Raw genomic sequence first — 13,539 nt, 5'->3', positions numbered from 1 at the left:
TCGGTCCAGGTGTGAGTCGACGGGGGAAGGCGGGTTTCGGGTGGACGTGTCGAGAAGAACGTTCGGCGGTCTCACGCTGGCTGCCGCGGCAGGGATCGTCGGCAGCGGGCTGGGAGCGTCGGCGCATGCGGCACCCGGTGGCGTGCCCGCCGCCGCGACTCTCGCCCGCAACGTCGTGCTGGTGCACGGGCTGTATGCGGACGGATCGTCCTGGATCGACGTGGTGCCGCACCTGCAGAACGCCGGGCTGAACGTCGCGGTGGTACAGAATCCGCTGACCACGCTCGCCGACGCCGCGGCGGAGACGCGCCGAGTGTTGGCGCTGCAGCACGGGCCGACGGTGCTGGCCGGGCATTCCTGGTCGGGGACCGTCGTCAGCGAGGTCGGCGACGACCCGTCGGTGAGCTCGCTGGTGTACGTGTCGGCTCGGGCGCCCGACGCAGGCGAGGACTTCCCCGCGCTGGCGAAACGGTTCCCGACAGCGCCCGCGTCGGCGGGTGTGGTGGTCGCCTCGGACGGCTACGCCCAACTGAATGAAGCCGCGTTCCTGTCCGACTTCGCCGCGGGCGTCCCCGTAGAACGGGCCCGGGCGTTGTTCGCGGTGCAGGGCCGCAACCGCGCGACGCTGCCGGCCGAGCGCACCACGGCTGCGGCCTGGCATGCTAAGCCGAGCTGGTATCAGGTATCGACCCAGGACCGCACCATCAACCCGGACCTGCAGCGCTTCCTGGCCCACCGGATGGGCGCGCGCACAATCGAACTCGACACGTCGCACGTGTCGCTGATCACCAGGCCGCGCGAGGTGGCCGACCTGATTCTGGCGGCCGCCGGAATCGCGGTCTAGTCGTCCTTGTCGTCCTTGTCGTCCTTGGAGTCGTCGTCCTTGGACTTCGTCTCGGACTTGTCCTTGTCCTCATCCTTGGAAGCGTCGTCCTTGGCAGAGTCGTCCTTGGAGTCGTCCTTGGAATCATCGTCGTCGGAGTCCTCATCGGAATCCTTGCCGGACTCGCCGTCGTCGCTCGACGAGCCGACGAACTCGAGCACGGCCCAGTGGCTGGGTGACAACAGCACCGACCACTGGCCCTTCTTCCGTCCCAGCTTCAGCACGCCGTCGTCGAGATCCCACACGGTGTCGTCGTCGTGCTGGGACTCTTGACCATCGGAATAGGTGAGTTTGAATGCCATGGTGTCGGATGCCCGAAAGGGCAGCTGGTTAATCCCGCGTTACGTCAATCGGTCGCCGCGTGCGGGGCCCTGCCGAGGAACGTGTGCACGATGTCGCGCTGCCAGCCCGGCACGGTCATGCTCTCGACATCGACGAATCCGTTGCGCCGCAGCCGATCACGGAACTCCTCGGCGCCGTCGAACTCGTTGACGCTGCGGCGCAGGTACCGGTAGAGACCGGCGTCGCCGGAACGCAGGCGCCCCGCCGGGATGATGATCGCGGTGCTGACGATGTTCCAGATGGCGGTCGCCCGCCGTGAGTCGCGCACCGAGTACTCGTGCACCGCGAGCACCGCCCCGGGCTTGAGCAGTTTCAGCAGCGACCCCAGTACGTCGTCCCCGTCGTCCACGTTGCGGACCAGGTACGCGGCGAGAATGCCGTCGAACGCGCCGGTAACCCCGGCGTCGTGGAGTGTCTCGGCGCGACTGTGCACGAACGTCACCGCCGCCGGCCATTTCTTCGCGCGCGCCTGCGCCAGCATGCCCGCCGATCCGTCCACTGCGACGATCTCGGCGTGCGGCGCCACGCTCAGCAGTGCCGCGGTGGACAAGCCTGTGCCACAACCGATGTCGAGTAGTCGCAGGCCCCGGCCCTGGTCGGGCAACTGCATTCGCTGCGCGGACAGGCGAAGATGCTCCTGATAGCCGGGGTTGGCGCCGACCAGGCCGTCGTAGGCCCGGGCCCCGGCGTCGAACGCATCGGGAACGTCGTAGCGCTTGCCGGTCATGTCGGGCGGGACCGGTGTCGGTGCGCGCGCCGGTCTGGTGTGGTGCTCATATCAGGCCTTCCGCCGACGCGATGTCCACACTCGTCATCAGCGCGAATTGTAGCTTCCATCGCCGGTGTTCACGACGATACCGGTGCCGCCGTTCACCCCCGGTTGCGGCGGGCGCGGTCGGCGCACCGGCGGACCGCCGGTGCGCCCCGCAGCGCCGACCTCGGTGGGGGCAAACATCCGACGCCCGCGAGCAGGGTGCGCACCAGCGCCGCAGCCGTGCCCGGTTCGGCGCCGGTTATGCGTACCGCCCAGTTCGTCGGTGCGCCACGGGTATTCGAATCGTCGCCGGCGCGGTGGCCGGGTCCGGGTTACGGCCGAGGGTCGGAGCGGGCCAGTAGTGTCGGTGTCAGCAGTCCCAGCGGCTGACGCTCCCGACGGCGAAGGATCCGGTGTGGCCCATTATCTGCTCGCCGTCAGCCCGCTGCAGGGACACGTGATGCCCATCGTCAACGTCGGCGTCGGCCTCCAGGGCCTCGGGCACGACGTCTCCGTGCTGACCGGAGTGGAGTTCACCGGCACGGTGCGCGACGCCGGACTGCGGATGATCCAGCTGCCCGACCGCGTGCGCATCGACGCGCCCGCAGGGACGCCGGCGCTGCTGCGGGCGTTGCCCGCCTCCGCACGCCGGTTCTGGCTGGGCCGGGCGGAATTGGCCACGGTCTTCACCGAACCCCTTGCCGCGGAAGCTGAAACGCTACGCCGGGTGCTGCGCGACGAGGCGGTGGACGCGGTCGTCGCCGACATGACCTTCACCGGCGCGGTGCCCGTGCTGCTGAAGGACGAGCCACGGCCGCCGGTAGTGGTCTGCGGCGTCGCGCCGCTGACGATCTCGAGCAGGGACACCCCGCCCTTCGGCATGGCCTGGAAACCCGAACCCGGCCTCGACTACCGCCAGATGACCACCGTCGCGCACCGGGTGATCATGCGCTCCAGTCAACGACGATTCGATCGCGCACTGCGCCAAGCGGGTTCGCCGGAGTCGCCGTTCTTCATCAGCGACTGGCCGCGGCTGGCGGACGCCCTGCTGCAACTGACGGTGCCGGAGTTCGAATACCCCCGCAGCGACCTTCCGTCGACGGTCGGCTTCGTCGGCCCGCTGCTGCCGGCCGGGCCCGCGGAGTTCGACCGACCGCCGTGGTGGGGCGACCTGGAGCGCGCCGACGCCGTCGTGCACGTCACCCAGGGCACCTTCGACAACGCCGATTTGGACCAACTGATCGCCCCCACCCTGGAAGCCCTCGGTGGTCGCCGGGACCTGCTGGTGGTCGCCACCACCGGCGGCCGGCGCGGACAACGCATGCGCGGCCGGGTGCCCGACAACGCCCGCATCGCCGACTGGATCCCGTACTCTGCGCTGTTGCCGCACGTCGACGTGATGATCACCAACGGCGGCTACGGCGGCGTGCAGTACGCGCTCGGCCACGGCGTCCCGCTGATCGTCGCCGGGGAGACCTCGGACAAGGCCGAGGTGGCCGCGCGCGTGGACTACCGCGGCGTCGGCGTCGACCTCAAGACCGCCTGGCCCACCGCGGAAGCCGTCGGCGCCGCCGTCGACCTCGTGCGGCGCGACGGCCGGTACCGAGCCGCCGCCGAGGAGCTGCGCGCAGCGATCGCGGCGTCCACGCCGGTGGACGCGATCGCCAACACCCTCAAACGCCTCTGCGACGCGTGATCAGAGCTTCGCGATGACGTTCTCGGCGAACATCTCCAGGTTGCGGATCTTCGCGTCCAGCGGCTCGGTGTCCTGGCCCATGACGTAGGGGATGCGGAAACCGACGATCACGTCGGTGACGCCCTTGTCCTCCAGCCGCTTGATGCCGTCGGGGGTGTAGGCGTCTATCGAGATCACGTGGATCTGGTAATCCGGGTTCGCGGCCGTGCCGGCCTCCTCGCGGAACTGCCCCAGCTTCTTGATCAGCGTGTCGAGTTCCTCGGCATCACCCCCGCCGTGCATCCAGCCGTCGTTGCGCGCAGCGCGGCGTAGCGCCGCGTCGGCGTGCCCGCCGATGAGGATCGGGACCGGCTGCGACGGCGCCGGCGTCATCTTCGTCTTCGGGATGTCGTAGAACTCGCCGTGGTACTCGAAGTACTCGCCGGAGGTCAGGCCCCGGATGATGTCGATGCACTCGTCCATCCGCTTGCCGCGCCGGGCGAACGGCACGTTCATCAGCTCGTAGTCCTCGGGCCACGGGCTGGTGCCGACGCCGAGCCCGAGCCGATTGCCGAACAGCGCCGCCAGCGAGCCCGCTTGCTTGGCCACCAGCGCCGGCGGCCGGATCGGCAGCTTCAGCACGAAGTGGTTGAAATGCAGGGTCGTCGTCACCGCGCACAGCGCCGCGGTCAGCACGAACGACTCGATGAACGCCTTGCCGTCCAGGAACTCCCGATTGCCGTCCGGGGTGTAGGGATACTTCGAGTCCGATTCGAACGGATAGGCCACGCTGTCGGGGATCGTCATCGCGTGATAGCCGGCGGCTTCGGCGGCCCGTGCCAACGGGATGTAGAACGTCGGATCGGTCATCGCTTCGGCATAGGTGAAACGCACATCGCCTCCTGCTGGTCGGTGCCCCGAATATTAGAACGTGTTCTAGTCCGGGGTGGCGGATTGTCCGACGCGGCGTGATCATGAGCGGATGGGTTTTCTGCTGCGGGCGGCGCTGACCGGGCTGGCGCTGTGGCTGGTGACACTGCTCGTCCCGGGCATCGAGTTCGTCGGCGGTGACAGCACGGCCGCGCGGATCGGCATCATCTTCGTGGTGGCGATCATCTTCGGGTTGGTCAACGCGATCATCAAGCCGATCGTGCAGATCATCTCGATCCCGCTCTACGTCCTCACGCTGGGGCTGTTCCACATCGTGATCAACGCACTCATGCTGTGGATCACCTCGTGGATCACCGAGCACACCACCCACTGGGGTCTGGCCATCGACCATTTCTGGTGGACCGCGATCTGGGCGGCGATCGTGTTGTCGATCGTTGGCTGGGGACTGTCGGTGCTCGTCAAGGCAGACTGAAGGCCATGCCCGAGCTGCCCGAGGTCGAAGCACTCGCCGATCACCTGCGCCGGCATGCCACCGGCCTGCCCGTCGGCCGGGTCGACGTCTCGGCGCTGTCGGTGCTCAAGACCTTCGATCCGCCGGTGTCGGTGCTGCACGGCCAGGAGGTGATCGGCGCCAATCGATGGGGCAAGTACCTCGGACTACAGACCGCGGAGTTGCACCTGATCACACATCTGTCCCGCGCCGGCTGGCTGCGCTGGTCGGACAAGCTGGCCCCCGCGCCGCTGAAACCCGGCAAGGGGCCGATCGCGCTGCGCGTCCACCTGGGACCGCCGGGGGAGTCCCCGGGCTTCGACCTGACCGAGGCCGGCACCCAGAAGCGGCTCGCGGTCTGGCTCGTCGACGACCCGATGTCGGTACCGCAGATCGCCTCGCTGGGGCCCGACGCGCTGTCGCTGAGCGGGCCGGCGCTCACCGAGGTGCTCAGTGGGCAGTCGGGACGGATCAAGACCGTCATCACCGATCAGAAGGTGATCGCCGGTATCGGCAACGCCTACAGCGACGAGATCCTGCACGTCGCCAAGCTGTCGCCGTTCGCGACGGCCAACAAGCTGACCGACGCGCAGTCGGTGGCGCTGCACGACGCGATGATCTCGGTGCTGACCGACGCGGTGACGAGGTCGGTCGGGCAGCAGGCGGCGACGTTGAAGGGTGAGAAACGTTCCGGGCTGCGCGTGCACGCCCGCACCGGGCTGCCCTGCCCGGTCTGCGGGGACACCGTCCGCGAGGTCTCGTTCGCCGACAAGTCGTTCCAGTACTGCCCGACCTGCCAGACCGGCGGCAAGGTGCTCGCCGATCGCCGCATGTCGCGCCTACTCAAATGACCGGCCCCGATCCCGGCGGAGGGTTGCGGGCGATTACTCCTGACTTGTCTAACCCGGTTATCCTGCCCGCATGACTCGGCAGAAGATCCTGATCACCGGCGCCAGCTCGGGCCTCGGTGCGGGCATGGCCCGGCAGTTCGCCGCCAAGGGGCGCGACCTGGCCCTGTGCGCACGGCGCGTCGACAACCTCGACGAGCTCAAGGCCGAGCTGCTGGCGGACTACCCGAACATCACGATCGCGGTGGCCGCGCTCGACGTCAACGACCACGAGCAGGTGCCGAAGGTCTTCAATGAACTGCGCGAGGAACTCGGCGGTCTCGACTGCGTCATCGTCAACGCGGGCATCGGCAAGGGCTATCCGCTCGGCGGCGGCAAGCTGTGGGCGAACAAGGCCACGATCGAGACCAATCTCGTTGCCGCGCTGGTCCAGATCGAGAGCGCGCTGGAGATCTTCAAGGCCGCAGGCAAGGGGCATCTGGTCCTGGTGTCCTCAGTGCTCGGCAACGTCGGGGTGCCGGGATTCAAGGCCGCCTACTCCGCCAGCAAGGCCGGGGTCACCTCGCTGGGAGAGTCGCTGCGCGCCGAGTACCCGTCCGGGCCGATCAAGATCACCGTGCTGGAGCCCGGCTACATCGAGTCCGAGATGACCGCCAAGGCCAACAAGACCCTGCTGATGGTCGACAACGAGACCGGCGTGAAGGCCATGGTCGCGGCCATCGAGAAGGAGAAGGGCCGCGCCGTCGTCCCCGGCTGGCCGTGGTGGCCGCTGGTGGAGGTCATGAAGATCATGCCGCCGCGCTTCGCCAAGTACTTCGCCTAGCTGGGGGTTTTCGGTTTACACGCGGCGGTTGCGCGCCAGTAGCGAAATCAAAACTTGACGTTCCGTTGGGTTTTCCTAACAATCGGTTAGGTGAGTCCGGTACGGCGGGGGGAAACCTTCCCCATCCACAACCGCATCGGTGTGCTGCGCGCGGAGCGACGGATGTCGCGGGCGCAGCTCGCCGAACTGATCGACGTGAACCCCCAGACTGTGGGCGCACTCGAGCGGGGCGACCATTACCCGAGCCTCGATCTGGCCTTCCGCATCTGTGAGGTCTTCGATCTGCCCGTGGAGGCGGTGTTCTCCCGAGAGCCCTTCGGGCCGCTGTCGACCGAGCTCTACCGCAAGGACGGACGACCGCAAGGAGGAAACGCGCATGCCTGACGCCACGCTGATCGACCGATACCAGAACTTCCGCACCCGGCGCTTCCTGAAATACGAACGCACGTATGCGAACTCGCTGCCATCCTGGCGCACCCAACGCCGGCGCCGCATGCTCGTCGTCGGTCTCGCCGCGACATTCGCCGTGATGGCGGTCGTCAGCGTGTTGTGCGCGTTCGGGTTCCGCGAGGCGGCGCTGGTCTGGCTGCCGGCCACGGCGATCTTCTTTCCGCTGTGGCTGATCCTGCAGATCGTCTCGGGCCGTCAGGGCGATGCGCCGCTGGCCACCCTCGACGAATTCGAACTGGCCCAGCGCAACAGCGCCCGGTCGATCGGGCTGACCCTGACCCAGTACCTGATGCTCATCCCGATCGGCTACCTGATCTTCGGATCCGTTTTCGCCGACGGCGCCGACACCGACATGGCCTATGCCGGCGGCCTGATGGCGATCACCGTGCTGCTGATCGGCGGCTGCGCGCCGGCAATGATCCTGGGCTGGACGCGACCGGACCCGATGCCCGAGTGAATCGGGCGCGCTCGAGCACCCCTGGTGGCGGGTAGCGCGCCGAATTCACGCGGAGCGGCCACGCTCCGCCCGGTAGCGGCGCACCAGCGCGTCGGTAGACGAATCCGACTGCGTCGCAGGCGATGTGGCGTCGGTGAGCACCGGCAGCAGCGCCTTGGCCTGGGTCTTGCCCAGCTCGACACCCCACTGGTCGAACGAGTCGATACCCCAGATCACGCCCTCGACGAAGACCTGATGCTCGTAGAGCGCGATCAGCTGCCCGACCACCGACGGCGTCAGCTTCGCCGCCAGGATTGACGTGCTCGGCCGGTTGCCCGGCATCACCTTGTGCGGCACCACATCCGGTGCGGTGCCCTCGGCGGAGATCTCCTCGGCCGTCTTGCCGAACGCGAGCACCTGGGTCTGTGCGAAGTAGTTGCTCATCAGCAGGTCGTGCATGCTGCCGGTGCCGTCGGCGGTCGGAAGATCATCGGTCGGCTCGCTGAACCCGATGAAGTCGGCCGGGACCAGGCGGGTGCCCTGGTGCAGCAACTGATAGAACGCGTGCTGGCCGTTGGTGCCGGGTTCGCCCCAGAAGATCTCACCGGTGGCGCTGCTCACCGGCTCGCCGTCGGCCTGCACCGACTTGCCGTTGGACTCCATCGTCAGCTGCTGCAGGTAGGCCGCGAACCGCGCCAGGTCGTTCGAATAGGGCAGCACCGCACGGGTTTCCGCGCCGAAGAAGTTGTTGTACCAGAGCCCGATCAGCCCCAGCAGCACCGGCGCGTTGGCCTCCAGCGGCGCGGTGCGGAAGTGTTCGTCCACCAGGTGGAAACCGCCGAGGAACTCGGCGAAGCGCTCCCGGCCGATCACCGCCATCACCGACAACCCGATCGCCGAGTCCACCGAATACCGGCCGCCGACCCAGTCCCAGAAACCGAACATGTTGTCGGTGTCGATACCGAACTCGGCGACGAGTTCGGCATTGGTGGACACCGCGACGAAGTGCTTGGACACCGCGTCATCTCCGAGCGCCTCGGTGAGCCAGCGCCGCGCCGCCGTGGCGTTGGTCAATGTCTCCAACGTCGTGAACGTCTTCGACGCGATGATGAAAAGCGTTGCGGCGGGATCGAGTCCGTCGAGCTTGGCGACCAGGTCGGCCGGGTCGACGTTCGACACGAACCGTGCGGAGATGCCGGCGTCGGCGTAATGGCGCAACGCCTGATCGACCATCACCGGTCCGAGGTCGGAGCCGCCGATCCCGATGTTGACCACCGTGGTGATCCGCTCACCGGTGGCACCGCGCCACTGGCCGCTGCGCAGTCGGTCGGTGAAGTCACCCATCCGGTCCAGCACCTCGTGCACGTCGGCGACCACGTCCTGCCCGTCGACGGTCAACGACGCGTCCCGCGGCAGCCGCAGCGCGGTGTGCAGCACCGCCCGGTCCTCGGAGCTGTTGATGTGTGCACCGGAGAACATTTCGTCCCGCCGGGCCGGTAACCCGGCGGCCTCGGCCAGATCAACCAGCAGGCGCAGCGTCTCGCGGGTTACGCGGTGCTTGCTGTAGTCGATGTACAGATCGCCGACGGTCAGCGCCAGCTCGGTGCCGCGGGCGGGATCGTCGGCGAAGAGTCCGCGCAGATCCCGGTCGGCGATTTCGTCGTGGTGGCGGGACAGCGCCTGCCATGCGGGTGTGCCCGTGATGTCAGAACCCATGTGCAGAACCCTAGTGCGGAGCCGCGGACGAAGGGGTAAATGATGGAGGTATGGATACTTCGGCACTACTGGCATCCGTACCGACCGGGCTGTGGATCGGCGGTGAGGAACGCGCGGGCAAGTCGACGTTCAACGTGCTGGACCCCAGCGACGACGAGGTGCTGACCTCGGTGGCCGACGCCACCGCCGACGACGCCCGCGACGCGCTGGACGCCGCGTGTGCGGTGCAGGCGGAGTGGGCCGCGACCCCACCCCGCAAGCGCGGCGAGATCCTGCGGTCGGTGTTCGAGACGATCACCGCGCGCGCCGACGACATCGCCGCGTTGATGACGCTGGAGATGGGCAAGGTCGTCGCCGAGAGCAAGGGCGAGGTGACCTACGGCGCGGAGTTCTTCCGCTGGTTCGCCGAGGAGGCCGTGCGCATCGACGGCCGGTTCACGCCGAGCCCGGCGGGCACCGGTCGCATCCTGGTCACCAAGCAGCCCGTCGGCCCCTGCTACGCGATCACCCCGTGGAACTTCCCGCTGGCGATGGGCACCCGCAAGATGGGCCCGGCGTTCGCCGCGGGCTGCACGATGATCGTCAAGCCCGCGCAGGAGACGCCGCTGACCATGCTGCTGCTGGCCAAGCTGATGGCCGAGGCGGGCCTGCCCAAGGGCGTGCTGTCGGTGCTGCCGACGAGTAACCCGGGCCCGGTCACCGAGGCGCTGATCAACGACGGCCGGCTGCGCAAGCTGACCTTCACCGGATCGACCGGGGTGGGCAAGGCGCTGGTGAAGCAGTCGGCCGACAAGCTGCTGCGCACGTCGATGGAGCTCGGCGGCAACGCGCCGTTCATCGTGTTCGACGATGCCGACGTCGACGCCGCCGTCGATGGGGCGATCCTGGCCAAGATGCGCAACGGCGGTGAGGCCTGCACCGCGGCCAACCGCTTCCACGTCGCCAACGCCGTGCGCGAGGAGTTCACCGACAAGTTCGTCAAGCGGATGAGCGAATTCACCCTCGGCAAGGGACTCGACGAGAAGTCGACGCTCGGTCCGCTGATCAACGCCAAGCAGGTCGCCACGGTCACCGAGCTGGTGTCCGACGCGGTGTCCCGCGGGGCGACCGTGGCCGTCGGCGGTGTCGCGCCCGGCGGGCCCGGCAACTTCTACCCGGCCACCGTGCTGACCGACGTCCCCACCGACGCGCGCATCCTCAAGGAAGAGGTGTTCGGGCCCGTGGCGCCGATCGCCGGTTTCGACACCGAGGAGGAGGGCATCGCCGCGGCCAACGACACCGAGTACGGCCTGGCCGCCTACGTCTACACGCAGTCGCTGGACCGCGCGCTGCGCGTCGCCGAGGGCATCGAGTCCGGCATGGTCGGCGTCAACCGCGGCGTGATCTCCGATGCCGCGGCCCCGTTCGGCGGGATCAAGGAGTCCGGCTTCGGCCGCGAGGGCGGCACCGAGGGCATCGAGGAATACCTCGACACGAAGTACATCGCTCTCACGAAATAGTCACCTTCCCCGCCGAGCAGACGCAAACTCCGGCGAGTTGCCGCGACACGCCAGAGTTTGCGTCTGCTCGCGAGCGGGGCGGCACCCCGTCCGCGCGCCTGCCGGGTTCGGCTTCGCCGCACCCATAGACTTCCTTGCTCGGAGCAGGGAGGAAGGGGCCGCGACTTGACCCACGGCGGAGCCGTCAAATCCGGCGCAGCCGTGAGTGCGGCGCCGATCCGTGTGGGCCCACGGCGGTATGTCGGTCCGGGCCAAGCGATCCCGGCGCTGGACGGCATCAGGGCGATCGCCGTCGCGTTGGTGCTCGCCGACCACGGCGGCGTCCCCGGGCTGTCGGGCGGCTTCCTCGGCGTCGACGTGTTCTTCGTCCTCAGCGGCTTCCTGATCACCTCGCTGCTGCTCGACGAAGTCGGCCGCACGGGCCGGGTCGGGCTCAAGGGCTTCTGGATCCGGCGGGCCCGCAGACTGCTGCCCGCGCTGCTGGTGATGGTGCTGGCCGTGGTGGCGTTGCGCGAGCTGTTCTCCGAGGAATCCACCGCGAACCTGCGCGACGACGCCGTCGCCGCATTCTTCTGGATGTCGAACTGGGTGTTCGTCGCGCAGGACACCGACTACTTCTCGCAGGGCGCGCCGCCGTCACCGCTGCAGCACACCTGGTCGCTGGCCGTCGAGGAGCAGTACTACGTCCTCTGGCCGCTGCTGATCGCGGGCGTCATCGCGGGGCTGGGCGCGATCGCGTACCGCCGCGGGGTGGCGCTGTCGCAGCGCGTCGTGCGCACCGCGGTGTTCGTGCTGGCCGCCGCCGGCGTCGCCGCGTCGGCGACGGCCGCGATCGTCGCGTCCTCCGACGCAACGCTGAACCGCGTCTACTTCGGCACCGACACCCGGGTGCAGGCACTGCTCGTCGGTGCGGCCGCCGCCGCGCTGCTGGTCCGGGACTGGCGCGGGCTGACCGCCGGTCTGGTGATCTTCCGGTCGCGGTGGGCGCGCTGGACCGCGTGGTGGCTGCCGGCCGTCGGGCTCGTGGTGCTCGTCAGCGCGGCCCGGATGGCGACCGGCAGTGCCGAGGAGTTCCGCAGCGGCCTGCTGACCGTGGTCGCGCTGGCGGCGGTGCTCGTCATCGCACCGGTGGCGCTCGCGCAGGACGGTCCCGTCGCGCGGCTGCTGTCGGCCGGACCGCTCGTCGGCCTCGGCGCGATCTCCTACGGGGTGTACCTCTGGCACTGGCCGATCTTCCTGGTGCTCAACGGCGAACGCACCGGGACCACCGGCTGGGAACTCTTCGCGCTGCGCTGCGCCGCCACGCTGGCGGTCGCGGCGGTGTCGTGGTGGCTGATCGAACAGCCGATCCGGGAGTGGCGGCCGGCGTTCGTGCCGATGCTGCCGCTGGCAGCGGCGACCGCCGCGACCGCCGCGGTGGTGACGATGACGGTGCTGCCGGTGCGGATCTCGCCGGTGTCACCGCCGCCGGGCCCGGAGGTGGACATCGCCGCGCTGGTCGGCGCCGAGGTGCCGGTCGAGGTGACCCGGCCGCCCAGGCAGACCGCTCCCGGGGACCTGCGGGTGGCGGTGTTCGGCGACTCGATCGGCTGGACGCTGATGCGGTACCTGCCGGACACCCCGGGCCTGCACTTCGCGGACTACACCACGATCGGCTGCGGCATCGCGCGCGGCGGGCCCTACGAGTACGTCGGCCAGGAGCTGCAGCAGAAGCCCGAGTGCGACGCATGGCCTGCCCGCTGGACCCAGCGCATCGGGCACGAGAAACCCGACGTGGCGCTGCTGATCGTCGGCCGCTGGGAGGTGGTCGACCGGATGAACGAGGGCCGGTGGACCCATATCGGAGAGCCCGGCTACGACGCGTATCTGCGCTCCGAGCTCAACCGCGCGCTGGACATCCTGGGCTCGACGGGCGCCCGCGTTGTCGTCACGACCGAGCCGTACAACCGGCGCGCCGAGAAGCCGGACGGCAGCCTGTACCAGGAGGACCAGCCCAAGCGGGTGCAGCAGTGGAATGCGCTGTTGCGCAGCGTCGTCGACGAGCGACCGAACGCCACCGTGCTCGACCTGAACAAGAAGCTGAGCCCGAACGGCTACTACCAGACTCGGGTGGACGGTATCCGGGTGCGCAGCGACGGCGTGCATCCGACGCCCGAGGCCGTGGAGTGGCTGACGCCGTGGCTGGTGGAGGCGCTCAAGCCCGAGTGAATCCGGCGCGCAATGCGACAGCAGGGGTGCTCAGGCGCGCCGAATTCGCCGGGGTCAGTAGCCGAGGCGGCCGCGGCCGAGGCGCAGCAGCAGCATGGCGAGGTTCTTGCCCTCTTCGCCGAGCACGCTGTAGCGCTCGATGACCTTCATCTCCCGGCTGTGCACCAGACGGGTGCCACCGGAGGCCATGCGCGCCTTGCCGATCATCTGCGACACCTCGGTGCGGCGCTGGACAGCCTCCAGGATCGTCGCGTCGAGGCGGTCGATCTCCTGGCGCAGTTCGTCGATGTCAGGCACGTGGGAGGTTTCCGTCGTCATGTCGTTCTCCGATTCTCGTTGTGTCACTGGCCTGGTCCGATCCGCTTCGAGGGCCTCACACAAGAGACGAGCCCCGGATCCGGAAGCGGACCGCGGGGCTCTGGGAAGCAGCTAGACCACGGGCACCGCTGGCGGGTACCCGTAGAAAAATCGCTGCTGCGCGTTGAGCACTGGAACAGTCTGCCACCACCGGCGGTGGCGGCGCA

General features: G+C 68.8%; 14 protein-coding genes and 1 pseudogene. 10 read left to right on the top strand and 5 right to left on the bottom strand.

Annotation, left to right across the window (positions count from 1 at the left end; translation table 11 throughout):
* The first annotated feature begins 46 nt into the window (after window positions 1-46).
* Window positions 47-844 carry an alpha/beta hydrolase gene (locus tag C6A87_RS22695; protein WP_311114306.1) on the top strand — a complete coding sequence of 266 codons (798 nt, stop codon included), beginning with the start codon at window positions 47-49 and terminating at the stop codon, window positions 842-844.
* Here the strand turns inward: C6A87_RS22695 and C6A87_RS22690 are convergent.
* Complete coding sequence (locus tag C6A87_RS22690; protein WP_311114305.1) at window positions 841-1,185, bottom strand: hypothetical protein; 345 nt, start codon at window positions 1,183-1,185, stop codon at window positions 841-843. The genes C6A87_RS22695 and C6A87_RS22690 overlap by 4 nt on opposite strands.
* A 44-nt stretch (window positions 1,186-1,229) precedes the next feature.
* Window positions 1,230-1,952 carry a class I SAM-dependent methyltransferase gene (locus C6A87_RS22685; RefSeq protein ID WP_311114304.1) on the bottom strand — a complete coding sequence of 241 codons (723 nt, stop codon included), beginning with the start codon at window positions 1,950-1,952 and terminating at the stop codon, window positions 1,230-1,232.
* Window positions 1,953-2,394: 442 nt separating this feature from the next.
* On the opposite strand from C6A87_RS22685, the gene C6A87_RS22680 reads away from it, so the two are divergent.
* Window positions 2,395-3,675 carry a glycosyltransferase gene (locus C6A87_RS22680; protein ID WP_311114303.1) on the top strand — a complete coding sequence of 427 codons (1,281 nt, stop codon included), beginning with the start codon at window positions 2,395-2,397 and terminating at the stop codon, window positions 3,673-3,675.
* Here C6A87_RS22680 and C6A87_RS22675 read toward each other — a convergent pair whose 3' ends face one another.
* Complete coding sequence (locus tag C6A87_RS22675) at window positions 3,676-4,548, bottom strand: LLM class flavin-dependent oxidoreductase (RefSeq protein WP_311114302.1); 873 nt, start codon at window positions 4,546-4,548, stop codon at window positions 3,676-3,678.
* Between the two features lie 88 nt (window positions 4,549-4,636).
* Between C6A87_RS22675 and C6A87_RS22670 the strand changes: the two genes are divergently transcribed.
* From C6A87_RS22670 to C6A87_RS22645, 6 genes and pseudogenes are all read left to right on the top strand, one after another.
* Complete coding sequence (locus tag C6A87_RS22670; RefSeq protein WP_311114301.1) at window positions 4,637-5,017, top strand: phage holin family protein; 381 nt, start codon at window positions 4,637-4,639, stop codon at window positions 5,015-5,017.
* 5 nt (window positions 5,018-5,022) lie between these two features.
* A pseudogene (locus C6A87_RS22665) lies at window positions 5,023-5,220 on the top strand (DNA-formamidopyrimidine glycosylase family protein); the annotation flags it as partial.
* Window positions 5,221-5,412: 192 nt separating this feature from the next.
* The gene (locus C6A87_RS22660) at window positions 5,413-5,886 is read left to right on the top strand and encodes a zinc finger domain-containing protein (protein WP_311118047.1); all 474 of its coding nucleotides are present in this window, start codon (window positions 5,413-5,415) and stop codon (window positions 5,884-5,886) included.
* Window positions 5,887-5,956: 70 nt separating this feature from the next.
* The gene (locus C6A87_RS22655; RefSeq protein WP_311114300.1) at window positions 5,957-6,706 is read left to right on the top strand and encodes an SDR family oxidoreductase; all 750 of its coding nucleotides are present in this window, start codon (window positions 5,957-5,959) and stop codon (window positions 6,704-6,706) included.
* A 90-nt stretch (window positions 6,707-6,796) separates the two neighbouring features.
* A complete protein-coding gene (locus tag C6A87_RS22650) occupies window positions 6,797-7,090 on the top strand; it encodes a helix-turn-helix transcriptional regulator (protein ID WP_040540913.1) in 294 nt (97 codons plus the stop codon).
* Window positions 7,083-7,613 carry a hypothetical protein gene (locus C6A87_RS22645; RefSeq protein ID WP_311114299.1) on the top strand — a complete coding sequence of 177 codons (531 nt, stop codon included), beginning with the start codon at window positions 7,083-7,085 and terminating at the stop codon, window positions 7,611-7,613. The genes C6A87_RS22650 and C6A87_RS22645 overlap by 8 nt, the downstream gene beginning before the upstream one ends.
* 45 nt (window positions 7,614-7,658) lie before the next feature.
* Here the strand turns inward: C6A87_RS22645 and pgi are convergent, their stop codons facing one another.
* On the bottom strand, window positions 7,659-9,308 hold the full coding sequence (gene pgi / locus C6A87_RS22640) for a glucose-6-phosphate isomerase (protein WP_311114298.1): 1,650 nt from the start codon (window positions 9,306-9,308) through the stop codon (window positions 7,659-7,661).
* 50 nt (window positions 9,309-9,358) lie between these two features.
* Between pgi and C6A87_RS22635 the strand changes: the two genes are divergently transcribed.
* Complete coding sequence (locus tag C6A87_RS22635; RefSeq protein ID WP_311114297.1) at window positions 9,359-10,807, top strand: NAD-dependent succinate-semialdehyde dehydrogenase; 1,449 nt, start codon at window positions 9,359-9,361, stop codon at window positions 10,805-10,807.
* A gap of 201 nt (window positions 10,808-11,008) precedes the next feature.
* On the top strand, window positions 11,009-13,015 hold the full coding sequence (locus C6A87_RS22630) for an acyltransferase family protein (RefSeq protein WP_311118046.1): 2,007 nt from the start codon (window positions 11,009-11,011) through the stop codon (window positions 13,013-13,015).
* 54 nt (window positions 13,016-13,069) lie between these two features.
* Here C6A87_RS22630 and C6A87_RS22625 read toward each other — a convergent pair whose 3' ends face one another.
* Window positions 13,070-13,360, bottom strand: coding sequence for a chorismate mutase (locus C6A87_RS22625; protein ID WP_311114296.1), 291 nt, complete (start codon window positions 13,358-13,360; stop codon window positions 13,070-13,072).
* Between the last annotated feature and the right edge of the window lie 179 nt (window positions 13,361-13,539).

The organism is Mycobacterium sp. ITM-2016-00317, from assembly GCF_002968295.1.
GTDB lineage: Bacteria > Actinomycetota > Actinomycetes > Mycobacteriales > Mycobacteriaceae > Mycobacterium.
The sequence above is the reverse complement of the archived record's forward strand: the minus strand, read 5'-3'. Positions and strand labels throughout refer to the sequence as shown.

Excerpts from the sequence above, each read along its gene's own strand:
- C6A87_RS22690 (WP_311114305.1), bottom strand. The coding sequence starts at position 1,185 with ATGGCATTCAAACTCACCTATTCCGATGGTCAAGAGTCCCAGCACGAC.
- C6A87_RS22685 (WP_311114304.1), bottom strand. The coding sequence starts at position 1,952 with ATGACCGGCAAGCGCTACGACGTTCCCGATGCGTTCGACGCCGGGGCC.
- C6A87_RS22670 (WP_311114301.1), top strand. The coding sequence starts at position 4,637 with ATGGGTTTTCTGCTGCGGGCGGCGCTGACCGGGCTGGCGCTGTGGCTG.
- C6A87_RS22660 (WP_311118047.1), top strand. The coding sequence starts at position 5,413 with ATGTCGGTACCGCAGATCGCCTCGCTGGGGCCCGACGCGCTGTCGCTG.
- C6A87_RS22655 (WP_311114300.1), top strand. The coding sequence starts at position 5,957 with ATGACTCGGCAGAAGATCCTGATCACCGGCGCCAGCTCGGGCCTCGGT.
- C6A87_RS22645 (WP_311114299.1), top strand. The coding sequence starts at position 7,083 with ATGCCTGACGCCACGCTGATCGACCGATACCAGAACTTCCGCACCCGG.
- pgi (WP_311114298.1), bottom strand. The coding sequence starts at position 9,308 with ATGGGTTCTGACATCACGGGCACACCCGCATGGCAGGCGCTGTCCCGC.
- C6A87_RS22635 (WP_311114297.1), top strand. The coding sequence starts at position 9,359 with ATGGATACTTCGGCACTACTGGCATCCGTACCGACCGGGCTGTGGATC.